At 41.8% G+C, this 14,140-nt stretch carries 14 protein-coding genes and 2 pseudogenes; 14 read left to right on the top strand and 2 right to left on the bottom strand.

Going from position 1 to position 14,140, the window contains the following annotated elements; genetic code table 11:
- Positions 1–232 precede the first annotated feature (232 nt).
- From DVW06_RS16990 to DVW06_RS00020, 3 genes and pseudogenes are all read left to right on the top strand, one after another.
- Positions 233–397 carry a hypothetical protein gene (locus DVW06_RS16990; protein WP_003125452.1) on the top strand — a complete coding sequence of 55 codons (165 nt, stop codon included), beginning with the start codon at positions 233–235 and terminating at the stop codon, positions 395–397.
- Between the two features lie 515 nt (positions 398–912).
- Positions 913–1,223 (top strand): annotated as a pseudogene (locus DVW06_RS17315) (RNHCP domain-containing protein).
- 30 nt (positions 1,224–1,253) lie between these two features.
- Positions 1,254–1,682 carry a VOC family protein gene (locus tag DVW06_RS00020; protein WP_086268995.1) on the top strand — a complete coding sequence of 143 codons (429 nt, stop codon included), beginning with the start codon at positions 1,254–1,256 and terminating at the stop codon, positions 1,680–1,682.
- Between the two features lie 166 nt (positions 1,683–1,848).
- Here the strand turns inward: DVW06_RS00020 and DVW06_RS00025 are convergent, their stop codons facing one another.
- Positions 1,849–3,150, bottom strand: a complete 1,302-nt coding sequence (locus DVW06_RS00025) for a PTS sugar transporter subunit IIC (protein ID WP_029486393.1) — start codon at positions 3,148–3,150, stop codon at positions 1,849–1,851.
- A gap of 11 nt (positions 3,151–3,161) precedes the next feature.
- A complete protein-coding gene (locus DVW06_RS00030; protein WP_003125462.1) occupies positions 3,162–3,779 on the bottom strand; it encodes an AAA family ATPase in 618 nt (205 codons plus the stop codon).
- 40 nt (positions 3,780–3,819) lie between these two features.
- On the opposite strand from DVW06_RS00030, the gene DVW06_RS00035 reads away from it, so the two are divergent.
- The 11 genes and pseudogenes from DVW06_RS00035 (at position 3,820) to DVW06_RS00085 (ending at position 14,099) form a co-directional block, all read left to right on the top strand.
- Positions 3,820–4,512, top strand: coding sequence for a MurR/RpiR family transcriptional regulator (locus tag DVW06_RS00035; protein ID WP_005470391.1), 693 nt, complete (start codon positions 3,820–3,822; stop codon positions 4,510–4,512).
- A 192-nt stretch (positions 4,513–4,704) separates the two neighbouring features.
- The gene (locus tag DVW06_RS00040) at positions 4,705–5,427 is read left to right on the top strand and encodes an ABC transporter ATP-binding protein (protein WP_029486397.1); all 723 of its coding nucleotides are present in this window, start codon (positions 4,705–4,707) and stop codon (positions 5,425–5,427) included.
- Between the two features lie 13 nt (positions 5,428–5,440).
- A pseudogene (locus tag DVW06_RS00045) lies at positions 5,441–5,566 on the top strand (MazG-like family protein); the annotation flags it as partial.
- A 224-nt stretch (positions 5,567–5,790) separates the two neighbouring features.
- Positions 5,791–6,366 carry a hypothetical protein gene (locus DVW06_RS00050; protein WP_231475618.1) on the top strand — a complete coding sequence of 192 codons (576 nt, stop codon included), beginning with the start codon at positions 5,791–5,793 and terminating at the stop codon, positions 6,364–6,366.
- A gap of 610 nt (positions 6,367–6,976) precedes the next feature.
- Positions 6,977–8,782 carry an ABC transporter substrate-binding protein gene (locus DVW06_RS00055; protein WP_137264289.1) on the top strand — a complete coding sequence of 602 codons (1,806 nt, stop codon included), beginning with the start codon at positions 6,977–6,979 and terminating at the stop codon, positions 8,780–8,782.
- A 32-nt stretch (positions 8,783–8,814) separates the two neighbouring features.
- Entirely contained in the window at positions 8,815–9,795 is a 981-nt protein-coding gene (locus tag DVW06_RS00060; protein ID WP_137264290.1) for an ABC transporter permease, read from the top strand.
- Positions 9,792–10,652, top strand: coding sequence for an ABC transporter permease (locus DVW06_RS00065; RefSeq protein ID WP_005470399.1), 861 nt, complete (start codon positions 9,792–9,794; stop codon positions 10,650–10,652). The genes DVW06_RS00060 and DVW06_RS00065 overlap by 4 nt, the downstream gene beginning before the upstream one ends.
- Entirely contained in the window at positions 10,645–11,805 is a 1,161-nt protein-coding gene (locus tag DVW06_RS00070) for an ABC transporter ATP-binding protein (protein ID WP_227173302.1), read from the top strand. The genes DVW06_RS00065 and DVW06_RS00070 overlap by 8 nt, the downstream gene beginning before the upstream one ends.
- Entirely contained in the window at positions 11,789–12,769 is a 981-nt protein-coding gene (locus DVW06_RS00075) for an ABC transporter ATP-binding protein (RefSeq protein ID WP_005470403.1), read from the top strand. Before DVW06_RS00070 ends, DVW06_RS00075 begins: the two co-directional genes overlap by 17 nt.
- Positions 12,770–13,134: 365 nt before the next feature.
- Positions 13,135–13,551, top strand: coding sequence for a PTS sugar transporter subunit IIA (locus DVW06_RS00080; RefSeq protein ID WP_003125473.1), 417 nt, complete (start codon positions 13,135–13,137; stop codon positions 13,549–13,551).
- A complete protein-coding gene (locus DVW06_RS00085; RefSeq protein ID WP_003125474.1) occupies positions 13,548–14,099 on the top strand; it encodes a Firmicu-CTERM sorting domain-containing protein in 552 nt (183 codons plus the stop codon). The genes DVW06_RS00080 and DVW06_RS00085 overlap by 4 nt, the downstream gene beginning before the upstream one ends.
- The last annotated feature ends 41 nt before the right edge of the window (positions 14,100–14,140 follow it).

Here is a 14,140-nt window from a genome sequence, read left to right on the forward strand (position 1 = left end):
CCCACGCCACTAAGATATTCTTTAACGATTTTTAGTTTTAATTCAAAAGGATATTTTGCCATACAAATAACGACCCCCAAAAGTTAGATTTTTTGGTCTAACTTTTGGGGGTCGCTTCAAATGGAAAGCCCCTTAAATGGGGCTTTTCTTATATTTTTTTGAATCCTAACTTCAAACCCCAGATACGTTTTTTTACCGCTAATTCGCCAAACCAAAGAATGGAGGACTTAGCGTGGATCCAGAGAACCAAATGATGCGTATTCAAGAAGTGGGTGCTGGCGAAATGAGTGCGCAACAGTTACGTATCACGAAAGAGGATGCCGATGTTTATTCTTTAATGTTGGATGAAGCAATGCAAGAAGGGGAGCCGTTGATCGTTCAGCTGGATCTAAAATAAAGTCAAAACCAGCCGTAGAAAAATTTTTTTCGACCAGTACAAATAAAAACCGATTTTCTTTTTTTAGAAAGTCGGCTTTTAATAACGAAGCTAATTTAGTTGAAGTAGTTGCTCAATAATCGAAGAGCTGCCTGGTAAAAATAAAAGTAGACTACCTATGACTAACAAGATCCCTAAAACAAAACAGGCTATTACGAATTTGGTTGATCTAGATACTTCTTTATTTGAAACACTTATGATCAACAAAGTTATACCGACAGCTAACGTTAAAAAATACCAAAATCCCATTGTTATCGCCCACTTTCTTTGAATAGTTTTTACTTTCAAACTGTTTAATAAATTTTATCATAGACAAGAAGAACTAATCCTTATACAAGAAAAATATATGTAAAGTTTAAACTTTCTTATACTAAATAAACTAAGTATGTAGAAAATTGATCGTAAACCACCTTCAAGGAAACTGATAGAACAATTTAAAAATTGTTAGAGTTACTTTCAATTGTCTTGACAGTTTTATCTGTGAAGAATGCGGTCGACCGGTAAATCCTGAAAATGCAGGTAATCAGCATCGCAACCACTGTCCCCACTGTTTAACGAGTCTTCATGCGGATACTCTTCCCGGAGACCGAGCTTCTTTGTGCGAGGGAAGATGGATCCTATCAGTATTTGGTCCAAGGAGGATGGCGAATGGGCAATCATTCACCGTTGCCGAAATTGTGGTACTCTAAAGACGAATCGAATTGCGGCTGACGACAATCAGGAAAAACTCATTCACTTGGCGACAAGAGCGATTCAGTACCCACCCTTTGCTATCGAGAACTGTTAACTGTTTTGGTTTATAACGAAAGGAGAGCCACTGATGTATCAAATCCACCACATTCAAATTACTGTCAACGATGTAAAAAAAGCGGAACCCTTTTATGATCAATTGTTCCATTTGTTAGGTTTTGATGTTCAAAAGAAATATTCAGGCTATCTCGAACATGCCGACATGGAAGTAGTAGAGTATTTGAGTGATACCTTTGATTTTGGAATCTGTTCGCCAAAGCAAGAATGGATCAATGAGACAATTGATTCTAGAAAGCCTGGTTCCCTCCAACACATTGCTTTTAAAGCAGAAAGCAGGGAAGCCGTAGACGCGATCTATCCAAAAATCAAAGCACTAGGAGTAAAGATTCTTCATGGGAAACCAATGGAATACAAAGAACGGATCGCGCCTAATTATTATGCACTATTCTTTGAGACGCCAGAAGGCCTCCGCTTTGAAATCTTTCATTATGCCTAAACCTGTGCTGACTTTTCAGGTCTTTTAAATGAAGGAGTTTTAACCAAAAAAGACAAATCCTTTTCTGATTCGAATCGAGTTGATTCGATGAATGGGAAAGGATTTGTCTTTTTTTTAGTATAAAGCAAAATCATTTAGCTGTTCTAGTTTTTGTTACGAAGAATGGTTATAGATTTTGATCGACTAATTTTGTCTTATTGTTCTCCATTACTTTAAAGAATGGATAGTATATGAAGATACTGATGACGATCAACAGTAGGCAAAAGAGAATGTTGCGCCAGTCCATACTTGAAAGATAAGCTTGTGCAAAAAACGGTGTGAAGGAAGGATCAACAATAAAGCCAATTCCGATCCATCCAAGACTCTGAGCAAAGTAGGTCAGCAATAACGAAATGATCGGAGTGACCAAAAATGGGATTGCTAGAATGGGATTAAAAACGATTGGTAAGCCAAAGATCACTGGTTCGTTGATGGAGCAGATTCCAGGAATCAAGGATAATTTTCCGATGGTGCGATATTCGGGAACTTTGCTTCGCATCATCAATAAAACCAATCCCAAAGTACCACCAGCTCCGCCAAGGACTGAAATCCGAAACATTTGTAAGTTCATTAAGTGTGTCATGGTTTCGCCATTTGCCATTTGCTCGGCATTCAAGCCAGTTTGAGCCATTCCCAGTGTAAAGACGATGGGAAAGATGATTGAAGAGCCGTTGATGCCAAACAGCCATAAGATATTGCCCAAGGTCACGATCAACAAGAAACCGCCGAGACTGCCAGCGATGTTCGTTGCAGGAGTCAGAACTTCCATCACTGCTTCAGGAAAGATTTTGTTTGTTGCTGCTAAGAAGATCAAATTGATCCCATAGAAGATGATGATATTTGTCAACAGCGGAACGAGCATATTGATGAAGGTTGCCACCATGGGTGGAACGGTATCTGGCAGTTTCAATTTGATCTGTTTCACTTCAAACAAACGATTGATTTCTACCACTAACAAGCCGATGATGATTGCGACGAAGAGTCCGTTTGTTCCTAGAAAATTGAGGCTGATCGCGCCTTCTTTTACTGGTGTACAAACCATTAGAAAAATGACGGATGCAACCATACCATTCATGGAAGGGTTGATTTTGTATTCATTTGCAAGAGAGAAGGCAATCCCAAAGACGCTGATGAAACCAATGATGCCCATCGTCAATTGATAAGGCGCGGTGATGAGATCATAATTTGCTACAGCGAAATCTTTCCAGCCAGCCATAAATGTCATAAAGATATTGGCTGTTTCAGGATGGTACTGATCCATGTTGATGGGTGGGTTGGCAAAGATTAGAAAAAAAGAACCGATAACAATAAATGGTAGTCCAAACATCATACCGCTGGATATAGCTTTTAAGTGGCGCTGATTGCCGATTTTTGCTGCGATGGGGCTTAGGACGTCATTCAGCTTCATGATAAATGCAGAGTTTTCCATGTAACTTCCTCCTATACTTGCCAAGGATTGAATGAAAACGCGCTTGGCACAACGTGATCTGGATCATAGTTCTCGATGATTTTTTCGTATTGTTCTTTGTAGTCATTAGTGACTTTTGCTTGTGGGATTACTTTGCTGGCTTCATGTAAGAAATGTTCGGAACCACGGCCCATTTCCTGTCCGCGGACAGTATGTTTATCCAAGGCAATATCAGGAATTTCTGGAACATAGCCCATCGCGAAACTCTTGATCACAATATTCTTGAGTAAGTCTGATGAGCGGTCTTTTTCCGACTGGCATAAGTAACGAATCGCATGGAAGAAATACATCGCCCGGTCGGATTCGTTGTATTGGAATTCCTTGCGCATCGTGTTTAAGTTATTGATCATAATGGCAGCCATTGGATTTCCCATACCTACATCTTCAACACTGATCGCTAGTAATCTTCTCCACAGTTTTTCTTCAAATTGCGGTGAGGTGATATACATTTCATAGGCAAATTCACACGCCTCTTTTTCTTTGCCTCGACGAATCGATTTTTGCAATGCCGAGATAACTTCATCTCCGCGTAAGCCGTTGCGGGTCGTCATTTTTGCCCAGGGATCTTGAATAAATTTCGTTTCTGTCATGATATAATACTCCTAATTGATAAAATTTGAGGTGGATCTTATGGATGTTGAAATGCTTATAGATAAATACCAACTGAATGATTCAGAAGCAGAAGTCTTGCGGTTTATGAAAAAAAATCGGCAGTCATTAAAAACTATCGGGATTCGCGATGTGGCTAAAGCATCCTATGTCTCTACAGCAACAATCATCAATATGGCCAAGAAAATTGGCTATTCCGGTTATAGCGAGTTGGTTTTTGCACTAGGTAACAGCCAATCGGATATTGCGATGCCAAGCACTTTCTCCGACGAGGAAAAGGCGGCATTTATCGATTTACTCTCTGAGTATCGCGACAAGCGCATCATGATCCTTGGCTCCGGTTTCTCTCAGAATCTCGCCAATTATTTTTCGGAATCTCTTAATTTATATGGCTTTCGTGCGACTGCCAATAGCCATCTGGAATTTCTTAGACAGCAAGTGCAGCAAGACATTCTGCTCGTTATTATTTCTAATTCTGGGGATACAGTTCGGTTAGCTGAGCTAGCGAAAATGGCTAACGACCACCATATCGATGTGATTGCTTTTGTTGGTCAAAAAAATTCAAAAATCGGCAGCCTAGCCACACTGACCATTAGTACAGAAACATATACTCCCCAAAGAATCTCCGATTACCAACCGAATCTTTTCTTTGGCACAACACTGAACCAATTTGAGCTTTTGCTAAGTGCAGCACTGAAGGCTATTTTTGAATAGAAGAACGATGTGGCCACTGTTTCTTCAAAACCTAGTATAAAGAATCTCTTTTGAAATGTAAGTGTTTTCCCTTTGTTCTGAACATGTTTAGGAATTTGCAAACTTGTTTAGAAAAAAATTCTATTCCCTCCACTATCCCATCATTGTTTGATTTTCGGCTAAACTGAGTCCAGATCAGATGGGAGGGAATGTATGAGCAAACAAGCAGCGATACAGGTTCATGGATTGAGCAAAACATTTGGGGAGAAACGAGTGATTGATGATCTTAGTTTCACAGTCGAAAAGGGCACCATCTTTGGTTTGTTAGGACATAACGGGGCAGGGAAATCCACGACGATCGATTGTATTTTGGGCACACAAAAATGTGATTCAGCAAGGATCTCGCTTTTGGGAAGAGATCCTAAGGCTGAACGGAAACGACTGTTTCAGTATGTGGGGGTCCAATTCCAAGAATCTGCCTTTCAAAATCAATTGAAGGTAAGAGAGATTTGCGAGATCACCCATTCGTTGTATGAAAACCCGCTAAACTGGAAGCAGGCGCTCCATGAATTTGGCCTTGCCTCTAAATTGAATTCATTTCTCGGAACATTATCGGGGGGCGAGAAACAGAAGCTATGTATCCTTTTGGCTATCATGGGGAATCCGCAAATCATTTTTTTGGATGAATTGACAACCGGACTGGACCCCCAGGCCCGGCGCGAGGTTTGGCGATACTTGCTCGCTTTAAAAGACAAGGGGGTCACTATCTTTCTGACCTCTCATTACATGGATGAAGTGGAAACGCTGTGTGATCGGATTCTAGTGTTAAACAAAGGCAAAGAAGTTGCTAGCGGGACGGTAGCTGATATTCTAGCAAAAGTGAATAAGAGGAATCTCGAAGAGGCTTTCTTGACGCTTGTTGGGGAGGAAGTGTAGGAATGAAAACATTTATATGCTGGCGGATAATCTAAAACTAGATGTTGATGAGATCATCAAAGAGAAACTGCAGAAAAATGCGGTGAAATATCCGGTGGAACAAAGTAAGGACTCCAAAAAGAAATACCGGGAGTTGTGAGTAATAGCTTTTACGTAAGAGACCAGAATCGGAAGGATTCTTGGTCTCTTTTTGTGTAGAGAGTCATACTAGGAGTAACATTTACATAGTATATTTAGGTTGGTAAATCCAATGAAATGGAGTTGCAGGCAATGAAAAATTAGTTTAACTTTTTGCTAAAATTATATAGTTTGATATTAAATATTTATGATGTGCTGCGATTATAATACCAAAGGAGGAAGTAGATGTTAAAGAAGTTTAGACCAAAGAACAATGCTCAGTATTGTTTATCAGAAATTTTATTTGATTTCTATACAAAAAAGAATCAAAGCGGCGTGGTGAAAGATATCTTATACACGCATGTAAAACAAGCGCGCACAAAAGCAGAATTAGTAGAACTGATTGATAGGGTTGCGGAAGAAGATGCGTTTATTTTGCGATTTTGGAGCACACGTTTTTCTAATACAGAAAAAGAGCTGCTTACATCATATGACAAAATGTCCTACTCGATGTCTGCGTTATCGATTATCTTAGCTATGTTGGCTTTGACATTCGAAATAAAAAGTCCAGAATTCACATTACCTGTGTTTTTGTTGTTGGTTCTCATTGCTGGGTATTACTTGCGTATTCCTTTTAATAAAGAGAAAATATTTGACTGTGATTTACTTATTAGACGAAGCACTGCGAAAGAAGGAACAAAACAAAGACCAGTAACTGCCCTACGGTTTGTGTTCTTAAAAGAAGAGCAGCAAGTCCTGTACATCCGTTTGATTCTTGTTAAAACAATAGAAATATCAAGGATAATCTCCATATCTCAATAAAATACTGCCATATTTTGAATGTTTTGTTCGTTTTTCCTCTGATGTTCGCTTGCAACCCCTTCCAAAATCGGCTACACTTATAACCGAATAGAAACCAAAAAAATAGGCACCTCGCAACTCTGTTGGCGCAGAGCGGCGAGGCCCTGATCAGTCAGACCTTTAACCAAGATGACCAATCAAGTTGCCATAGTTGAACGCCATCGGCATCAACGTGTTTATTGTACCCAAAATTTCCCTTCATTTCTAGTAGCGGGGTGTTTTTTTGGTAAATTTTCGCGGGATGCTAGACGCTTATTTTGCTATGTCAAAGGCATTGGACAGTCTTGTCCGATGCCTTTTTTTGTTGTCTAAACATTCATGCGCAGAATCGTTTTTTGACAAATGGCAGGCATAAAAGCCTCGTAATGATAATGCTTACTGATAAATAGGTAGTCATAGCTGAACGAATAGTAAGTCGTTACATTCGTCGGGTGAACAATCCTTCTATCCTAGGTCCAGAAGTTGGCAAGCCTTGGTTTCTATTCACCTATGGTTGATCCGATAGTCATTGGAGACAATCCGTCAATCGTTATCGGATCAACAGGGATCATATTAGCTGAGGAGTGAACACATGAAAAAATTCAAAGGGTTGGTTTGCTTGGGTGCATTCTTTCTCTTAACGGCCTGTGGAGAAGAAACAAAGGAGACCGATCAAACAGCGCAGGACTCTCAAACATTAGTGATCAATGGCGATTATGTTGTTCCGCCAACTGCCCATGGCAATCCCTATATTAGTGGTTTTATTGGTGGTGGGATTGAACCTTATGTGCAAGAAGCGTTGTTTTCATTCACCCCAGTAGGTGAAGGCGGCGAGAATTTCAAGCCTAGGCTAGCTTCGAGTTACAGCATTGATCAAAATGTGATCAATATCACACTGAAGGAAGGTATCAAATGGAGTGATGGCAGCGACATCACTGCTCAAGATGTCCTCACCAGCTACCAAATGTGGGTCGGTAAGAAACAGATTTGGGAATTTTTAGAGAAAATTGAAGTCCCGGATGAGCAAACAGTGGCGTTTTATTTCAAAAATGAAAGTCACTTGATGCTGAATCTACTGACTGATGTAAAGGTAGCTGCTCGTTTCGAGGAATACGGTGATTGGGCACAGCAATATCAAGGCATCGCTGATGCAGAGCGGGAATGGCATGATGAGACCAATACGTATTGGTATTCAGAAGCAGGAAATGAACAATTACAAATCCTTAATGAAGAATTGGAAGGATATATGCCGCAAGTGACAGATATGGTTGGTTCGGGCGCATTTACGATTGCTGCTCTTTCTACCAGTGAAGCAGTCTTGGAGAAGAATGAACATTTTTATCAAGAGACTGGCATCGATTCATTAACGATTATTCGCGCTGTCACACCTGAAGTAGCTGCCAACAGTATGATCGATGGGACTCTCGATATGCACAGTGGCGGTATGACAGAAGATTTGATTCGCCAAGTTGAAAGTAAGTTGGACCATTTTACTGAATTTTATTTACCAGAGTATTCACAAATGTCCGTAGTTTTCAATGTAAAGCAGGCTTTTGCCCAGGAGCTGGCTTTCCGCGAAGCTGTGGCCTATTTGGTGAATCCTGATGAAATTCTTCCGTTAGCAGAAGTCGGCAGTATGCCAAGTGAGACGGGGAGTACAGGATTGCCGCTTTCCTTACAAGAAGTTTATGGATTGACAGATTGGGTGCAGTCGGAGCTCACCGCACGAGAATACAATGTTGAGCAAGCGGAAGCCGTCTTATTAGCAGCTGGTTGGACAAAAGAAGATACCTGGATCGATGCGCAAGGAAATAAAGTGGCCTTTGATTTTGCTTGCAATAATGGCTGGGGTTCAGCTTTGTTGCCGGGAGAAGCGATCGTTAATGAATTGAATAGTTTTGGCTTTGATGTGACATTTCTGCCAATGGAAGGCGCTTCTTATGATGCGTATTTGAGAAATGGAGAGCACACTGTTGCTATCGAATTTGCCCCGCCTTCTAATATTCTTTATGCCAATCCTTATGGGACGTATGAACAATTATATAAGGGCCGCAGTTGGCTATTCGGGCTTGAAACGGAGCCAACAGGAGAATTATACTTGACCAACGCTCAAGGGAAAGTTGATGTGATCGCTTTAACGAATCATCTGTTTGACAGTGAGGGAGACGATTTTATTGCGACCATCAAAGAATTGATGGCAGTGACAAATGAGCATATCTTGTTCATCCCTTATCTAGAAAAAGGTTTTCCAGTGCGTGTCCTTAATCCGGCTATCGACTTTCAAGTTCCTGCAAACCAATTGGTTCAAGACCCACGCTTTATTGGCGTTGGTGAATCAATGTTTTCTTCATTGATTGCGGAAGGAACGCTGCGAAAGAGCATGGGAATCACTGATTAAACAAATAGACTGGAAGGAGGCGTGTATAAGAAATGAAGAAATTAGCGAATGTTTTCTTTACGATAACCGCAGGCGTCTTTATGACTTTTTTGATTATCAAAATCATGCCTGGCGATCCAGTAACGATTTTGGCAAATGAGCTGCGAAGTACGCAAGGAATCTCAGAAGCGGATGCTATGAGCCGAGCAATCAGTATGCTGAATTATGATCCATCTCAGCCATTGCTGCAGCAGATCGGCCATTTCATTCTGCAGCTCTTAAGAGGAGATCTAGGCACCTCGATCCGTTTTCGGACGCCTGTTTTATCCATTGTTTTAAGTGCATTGCCTTGGACGCTTTTTTCAGCAGGCGTGGCTACTATTCTTTCTTACATGGCAGGCACACGAATCGGTTTGATGGTTGCATGGTCCAAGAATAAACGCTTAAATACGGTTACAGAAACGCTGACCTCCATGGTTGGTTCGTTTCCGGATTACCTCATTGGATTCTTCTTGGTCTCTTTGTTTGCCGTGCAGCTTGTCTGGCTGCCAAGCCGCGGTGCCTATGGATCACAAGTGATGGTTGGTTTGAACCTTCCGTTTCTCATTAGTGTGGCACGTCATGGGATATTGCCTATCAGCGCCATTTTTGTTGTTTATTTGGCGAACTGGATTCTGAATATGCGGGGAAGTGCTATGAATGTTATGCACCAAGAATACATCAAGTATGCACGTGCGCGTGGGTTGAGTGATGGTGTGATCCGCAAGAAATATGTCGGAAAGAATGCTCGCTTACCCATGATTACTACATTAGGAACGACTTTTGGTCTTTTATTGGGCGGTGCGCCTTTGATTGAGAACATCTTTTCTTATCCAGGATTGGGCTATTACTTGAACACAGCTATTGCGGTGCGTGATATTCCTTTGATGCAAGGGATGTTCTTTATGATCATTGTCACAGTAGTTGGTGCCAATGTCATTGTAGATACACTATATGGCTATTTGGATCCTCGATTAAGGAGGCAGGCAGAATGAAACAATTGTCTTCTTTTATCAAAGTGATTCGTGCAAATCGTCAAGCGGCTGTTGGAATGTATTTATTACTGATTTTAGTTGGTTTCGCTCTTTTTGGGCAATGGCTGATTGGCGACTTGCCCGCAGATTATACCAATCGATTATTAGGTCCCTCTTTGCAACATCCTTTAGGAACCGATTTTACTGGTAGAGATACATTGCTGCAGTTTATTTTAGGAACGAGGGATGTCGTCCTAATTGCCTTATTTTCAGGTTTTTTCTCGATTTTGATTGGGATGTCGATTGGCATTGTTGCGGGATTTGTGGGAGGAGCAACAGATAAACTCTTGATGTTCCTCACGAATGTTGTTTTGACGATTCCTTCTTTTCCCGTACTTATGGCACTTTCTTTGGTGATCAGTGCGGGAAATGTTCTGGCTTTTGGTTTTCTTTTGGCGATTTGGAACTGGGCAGGGTTAGCTCGCAGCGTTCGGAGTCAGGTCATGACATTGCGGGGAAGTGAGTACATTCTGGCTAGCCGGCTTTTGGGAATGTCTAAGGGATATATGATTCGGCAAGATATTTTACCTAGTCTGATCCCTTATATTGCAATCAATTTTGTCTTGATCATGCGGGCATCGGTTCTTGCTTCTGTCGGCTTGATGTTGCTTGGATTGGCACCTTTCAAAGGGGAGCATTGGGGAATCATGCTGAATTTGGCAATGACCAAAACCGGTGCCATGTTTGGATCCTCAGCTGCTATTTATTTGATTACACCGATCGTTGGCATCGTTGTTTTCCAGTCGGCCTGCTTTCTTTTTTCAAAAGGATTAGAAGATGCCTTTAATCCAAGGATTAGGAGTGAGATCGATGGGTAAGATACTTGAAGCAGACCAGCTAACTATAGGGTTTCGTCGTCACGCAACTTCGAAAAGTAGATCAAAATGGCGAATCAGTCGGAATCCTGACAAGCCGTCACGAAAGAATCAACTAAAGCCAGCAGGTTCAAACGCGCATGGAGAACGAGGGGGATCAGAAGCTTCGGAGATGCTTTTGAAGCAGATGGATCGTGGAACGATCAATGCAGTGGATCGAGTATCGTTAACGATTGAAAAAGGAGAGATTCTGGGAATCATTGGTGAGAGCGGCAGCGGAAAGTCCACATTGGCTTTTGGCCTTTTAAACTTGATTGATGAGCCAGGAGAAATACTGGCTGGACAAGTATATTATTGGCAATCTGGGGAGGCAGTTGACTTTCTTTCCTTGCCTTCACAGGAAGGGAATCGTTACCGCTGGCGGGAGATCGCAACGGTTTTCCAGGCGGCACAAAGTGCGTTGAATCCGATCTTAACAGTAGAGGAACATTTCTATGAAACAGCAGTAGCCCATCAAAAAACGGGCGATGCTCTACTGGATGCCAAAATCAATGATTTGCTGCAATATGTGCGATTAGATCAAGGAGTCAGAAAAATGTATCCCTTTGAATTAAGCGGCGGGATGAAGCAGCGAGTGCTGATTGCATTAAGTTTGCTGCTTGACCCGCAGGTGATTATTCTTGATGAACCTACGACAGCGTTGGACGTGATTACTCAATGGCATATTCTGGCTATTTTGCGGAAAATCAATCAAGAGAAAGGAATTACGATTGTTTTTCTTACCCATGATCTATCAATTGTTAGTTCAATGGTAGACCGTATTGCTGTGATGTATGCTGGACAACTGGTAGAAGTAGGCGAGGTGAGTGCCGTCATGACGCATCCTGCCCACCCATATACCAAAGCGTTATTGGCGGCAATTCCTAGCTTGACGGATGCTATTGATACACGTTCATCGATTCAAGGAGTGGCTTTTGATTTAGCTAAAGCGGACGCGACCTGCCGCTTTAAAGAACGATGCCCTTTCGCTGTGCGCATTGCTTGTGATGGCAGCGAGGAGACTTGCCATATGCTTTTTCCTGTCAGTAAACAACAAGCTGCGCGATGTATCCACTTCAAACAGGTACAGGAGGAAGACCATGAGTCCATTACTTGAATTAGTAGCTGTCCACAAAGCTTTTTCGCCAAATGAGCCAGCGATTCTCCGAGGAATCGATTTGTCGCTTGCTCCAGGAGAAAGCTTGGCATTAGTAGGAGAAAGCGGCTGTGGCAAGACGACATTAGGAAAGCTGATCACGGATCTCCATCAACCTACAGCGGGAAAGGTACTTTATAAAGGTCAAGACTTGCGCACGATGACAAAGAAAGAATATCAGGCGTATCGCCTCAAAGTGCAAATGATCCAGCAAGATTCCTTTGCGGCACTCAACCCTTACAAAACGATTTTCCATTCACTGCAAGCAGCGATGCGAAAGCATGGATTCGCTAAGGATCAGAATGAAGCGCGAAGGAAAGTGCATGGGCTATTAGCCGATGTCGGGTTATTTCCTACAGAACAGTTCATTGATAAATACCCGCATCAGTTAAGCGGCGGACAACGGCAACGTGTACTGATTGCACGGGCATTATCTGTAGAACCAGAATTGATCGTGGCAGATGAACCTGTTTCAATGGTAGACGTGTCTCTAAGGATCTCCTTGTTGAAGTTGTTGCGGAGAATGAATCAGAAGTATGGAATTTCTTTTGTTTATATTACGCACGATCTTGCCACTGCCCGTTATATTTCAGATCGTGGGAAACTCTTAGTCATGTATTTAGGAGAAGTGATGGAAGTCGGTGATATTCGACAAGCCACCAATCATCCGAATCATCCATATTTTCGGGCATTAGTAGCAGCCGTCCCGCAAGGAGTCGCTAACCGGCAATACACTGTCCCAGATTTGCCTTTGAAAGGTATGGATATTCCTGACATCAAGCAATTACCAACTGGCTGCATTTTTCATCCTCGCTGCATCTACGCGACAGAAAAATGCCACATGCAAAAACCCCGATTGATCCAACAAGGGGCGGCGGAAGTTGCTTGTTTTCATCTAAATGAGATCGAAGAAAGTTTTCAGTGATTATCATGCAGCAAACCGCAAGCATATACCCGTAAAGAAGTGTTCTGTTTGATGGACAGTGATACAACATTTATCTTTTAAGAAAAGCGCCTAGGCAATGATTTGCTTGTCTAGACGCTTTTTTGGTTTATCAGTTTATCAGCGGTTGGTTTGGCAGCAAGTCGTTACACCAAGAGTTGCAATAAACTAAGACTTCCTTCTAATGTTCTCTCCAATACTGCCCTCCAACACTCCCGCCCAACACTCTCTCAGCACGCTTTTTCCCAGTGTTGAATGCTGATAGAATCCTTGCTATGATAGCGCTTTATGAAGTTGGCACGCCTTTTGCTTATAGAAAGGTGTAAACAGACAGGAGGGTTAATGATATGGCAACAATCATTCTAGCAAGCCATGGAGAGTTATCTCAAGGATTAAAACAGACTGCTGCAATGATTATAGGAGATCATTCGAACATTTATGCATTATCTGCTTTTCGAGACGAAGATCAACCGATGACAGAGCAAATTCAGAATATATTAGCCAAAGTAGACTTGGCAGACACGTATATTCTTACAGATATTCTTGGAGGGAGTGTCAACAACGACCTGCTGAGGGTCGTTCAAGAGCACCCCGATTTGGAACTGATCGCTGGAATGAATCTTCCATTGGTGATCACGCTTGCGACACAAGTCAACCGAGTCTCGCAAGAAGAATTAGCAGCTATTATTCAGGAAAGTCAGCAATCTATTGTGAATTGTAAGAAATTACTAGTCGAAGCAACAGCAGAGGAGGATGAATTATGATCAAATTAGTACGGATCGACCATCGTTTGTTACATGGTCAGGTTGTTTTTTCTTGGAGTAAGTTTTTTAATATCAACCGCATTATTGTCGCAAACGATGAAGCTGCCAATGATGAATTCAAGAAGATGTCGTTGAATCTTTCCAAACCGGCGGGTATCAAGCTGACGATTTTAGCAACGGATCAACTAATTGCTAAAATGCCTAAGATCGAACAACTCGCCGAAAACATCATGATCATTTTTGGGAATACCCATGAGACGCGGCGATTTATCGAAGCATATCCTAAAGTCAAAGAGATCAATTATGGCGGAATCATCAAAAAAGCCGGTTCAAAGCAATACAGCAATGCCATTTTTTTGACAGATGCGGAAGCAGAAGCAACCAGCAGTCAAACGATCACTTATAGCAACGCCAATCTAGGGGAACAAACCATCACAGTCACAGGAGGAAGCACCGGTCCGTGGATCCTTGCCGGAATTGCCGTCGTGATTGCAGGTTATTCTTTTTGGAAAATTAGAGGGAAATCTCTTAAAGCAATCAAGAATTAATTCGCCTTCTTTTCTGGTTTGCTGCTTGATCCAATGACTCT

It is taken from the genome of Enterococcus sp. ARL09-542, assembly GCF_005234805.1.
Lineage (GTDB): Bacteria > Bacillota > Bacilli > Lactobacillales > Enterococcaceae > Enterococcus_D > Enterococcus_D gallinarum.

Excerpts from the sequence above, each read along its gene's own strand:
- DVW06_RS00025 (WP_029486393.1), bottom strand. The coding sequence starts at position 3,150 with ATGGAAAACTCTGCATTTATCATGAAGCTGAATGACGTCCTAAGCCCC.
- DVW06_RS00030 (WP_003125462.1), bottom strand. The coding sequence starts at position 3,779 with ATGACAGAAACGAAATTTATTCAAGATCCCTGGGCAAAAATGACGACC.
- DVW06_RS00035 (WP_005470391.1), top strand. The coding sequence starts at position 3,820 with ATGGATGTTGAAATGCTTATAGATAAATACCAACTGAATGATTCAGAA.
- DVW06_RS00040 (WP_029486397.1), top strand. The coding sequence starts at position 4,705 with ATGAGCAAACAAGCAGCGATACAGGTTCATGGATTGAGCAAAACATTT.
- DVW06_RS00050 (WP_231475618.1), top strand. The coding sequence starts at position 5,791 with ATGTTAAAGAAGTTTAGACCAAAGAACAATGCTCAGTATTGTTTATCA.
- DVW06_RS00055 (WP_137264289.1), top strand. The coding sequence starts at position 6,977 with ATGAAAAAATTCAAAGGGTTGGTTTGCTTGGGTGCATTCTTTCTCTTA.
- DVW06_RS00060 (WP_137264290.1), top strand. The coding sequence starts at position 8,815 with ATGAAGAAATTAGCGAATGTTTTCTTTACGATAACCGCAGGCGTCTTT.
- DVW06_RS00065 (WP_005470399.1), top strand. The coding sequence starts at position 9,792 with ATGAAACAATTGTCTTCTTTTATCAAAGTGATTCGTGCAAATCGTCAA.
- DVW06_RS00070 (WP_227173302.1), top strand. The coding sequence starts at position 10,645 with ATGGGTAAGATACTTGAAGCAGACCAGCTAACTATAGGGTTTCGTCGT.
- DVW06_RS00075 (WP_005470403.1), top strand. The coding sequence starts at position 11,789 with ATGAGTCCATTACTTGAATTAGTAGCTGTCCACAAAGCTTTTTCGCCA.
- DVW06_RS00080 (WP_003125473.1), top strand. The coding sequence starts at position 13,135 with ATGGCAACAATCATTCTAGCAAGCCATGGAGAGTTATCTCAAGGATTA.
- DVW06_RS00085 (WP_003125474.1), top strand. The coding sequence starts at position 13,548 with ATGATCAAATTAGTACGGATCGACCATCGTTTGTTACATGGTCAGGTT.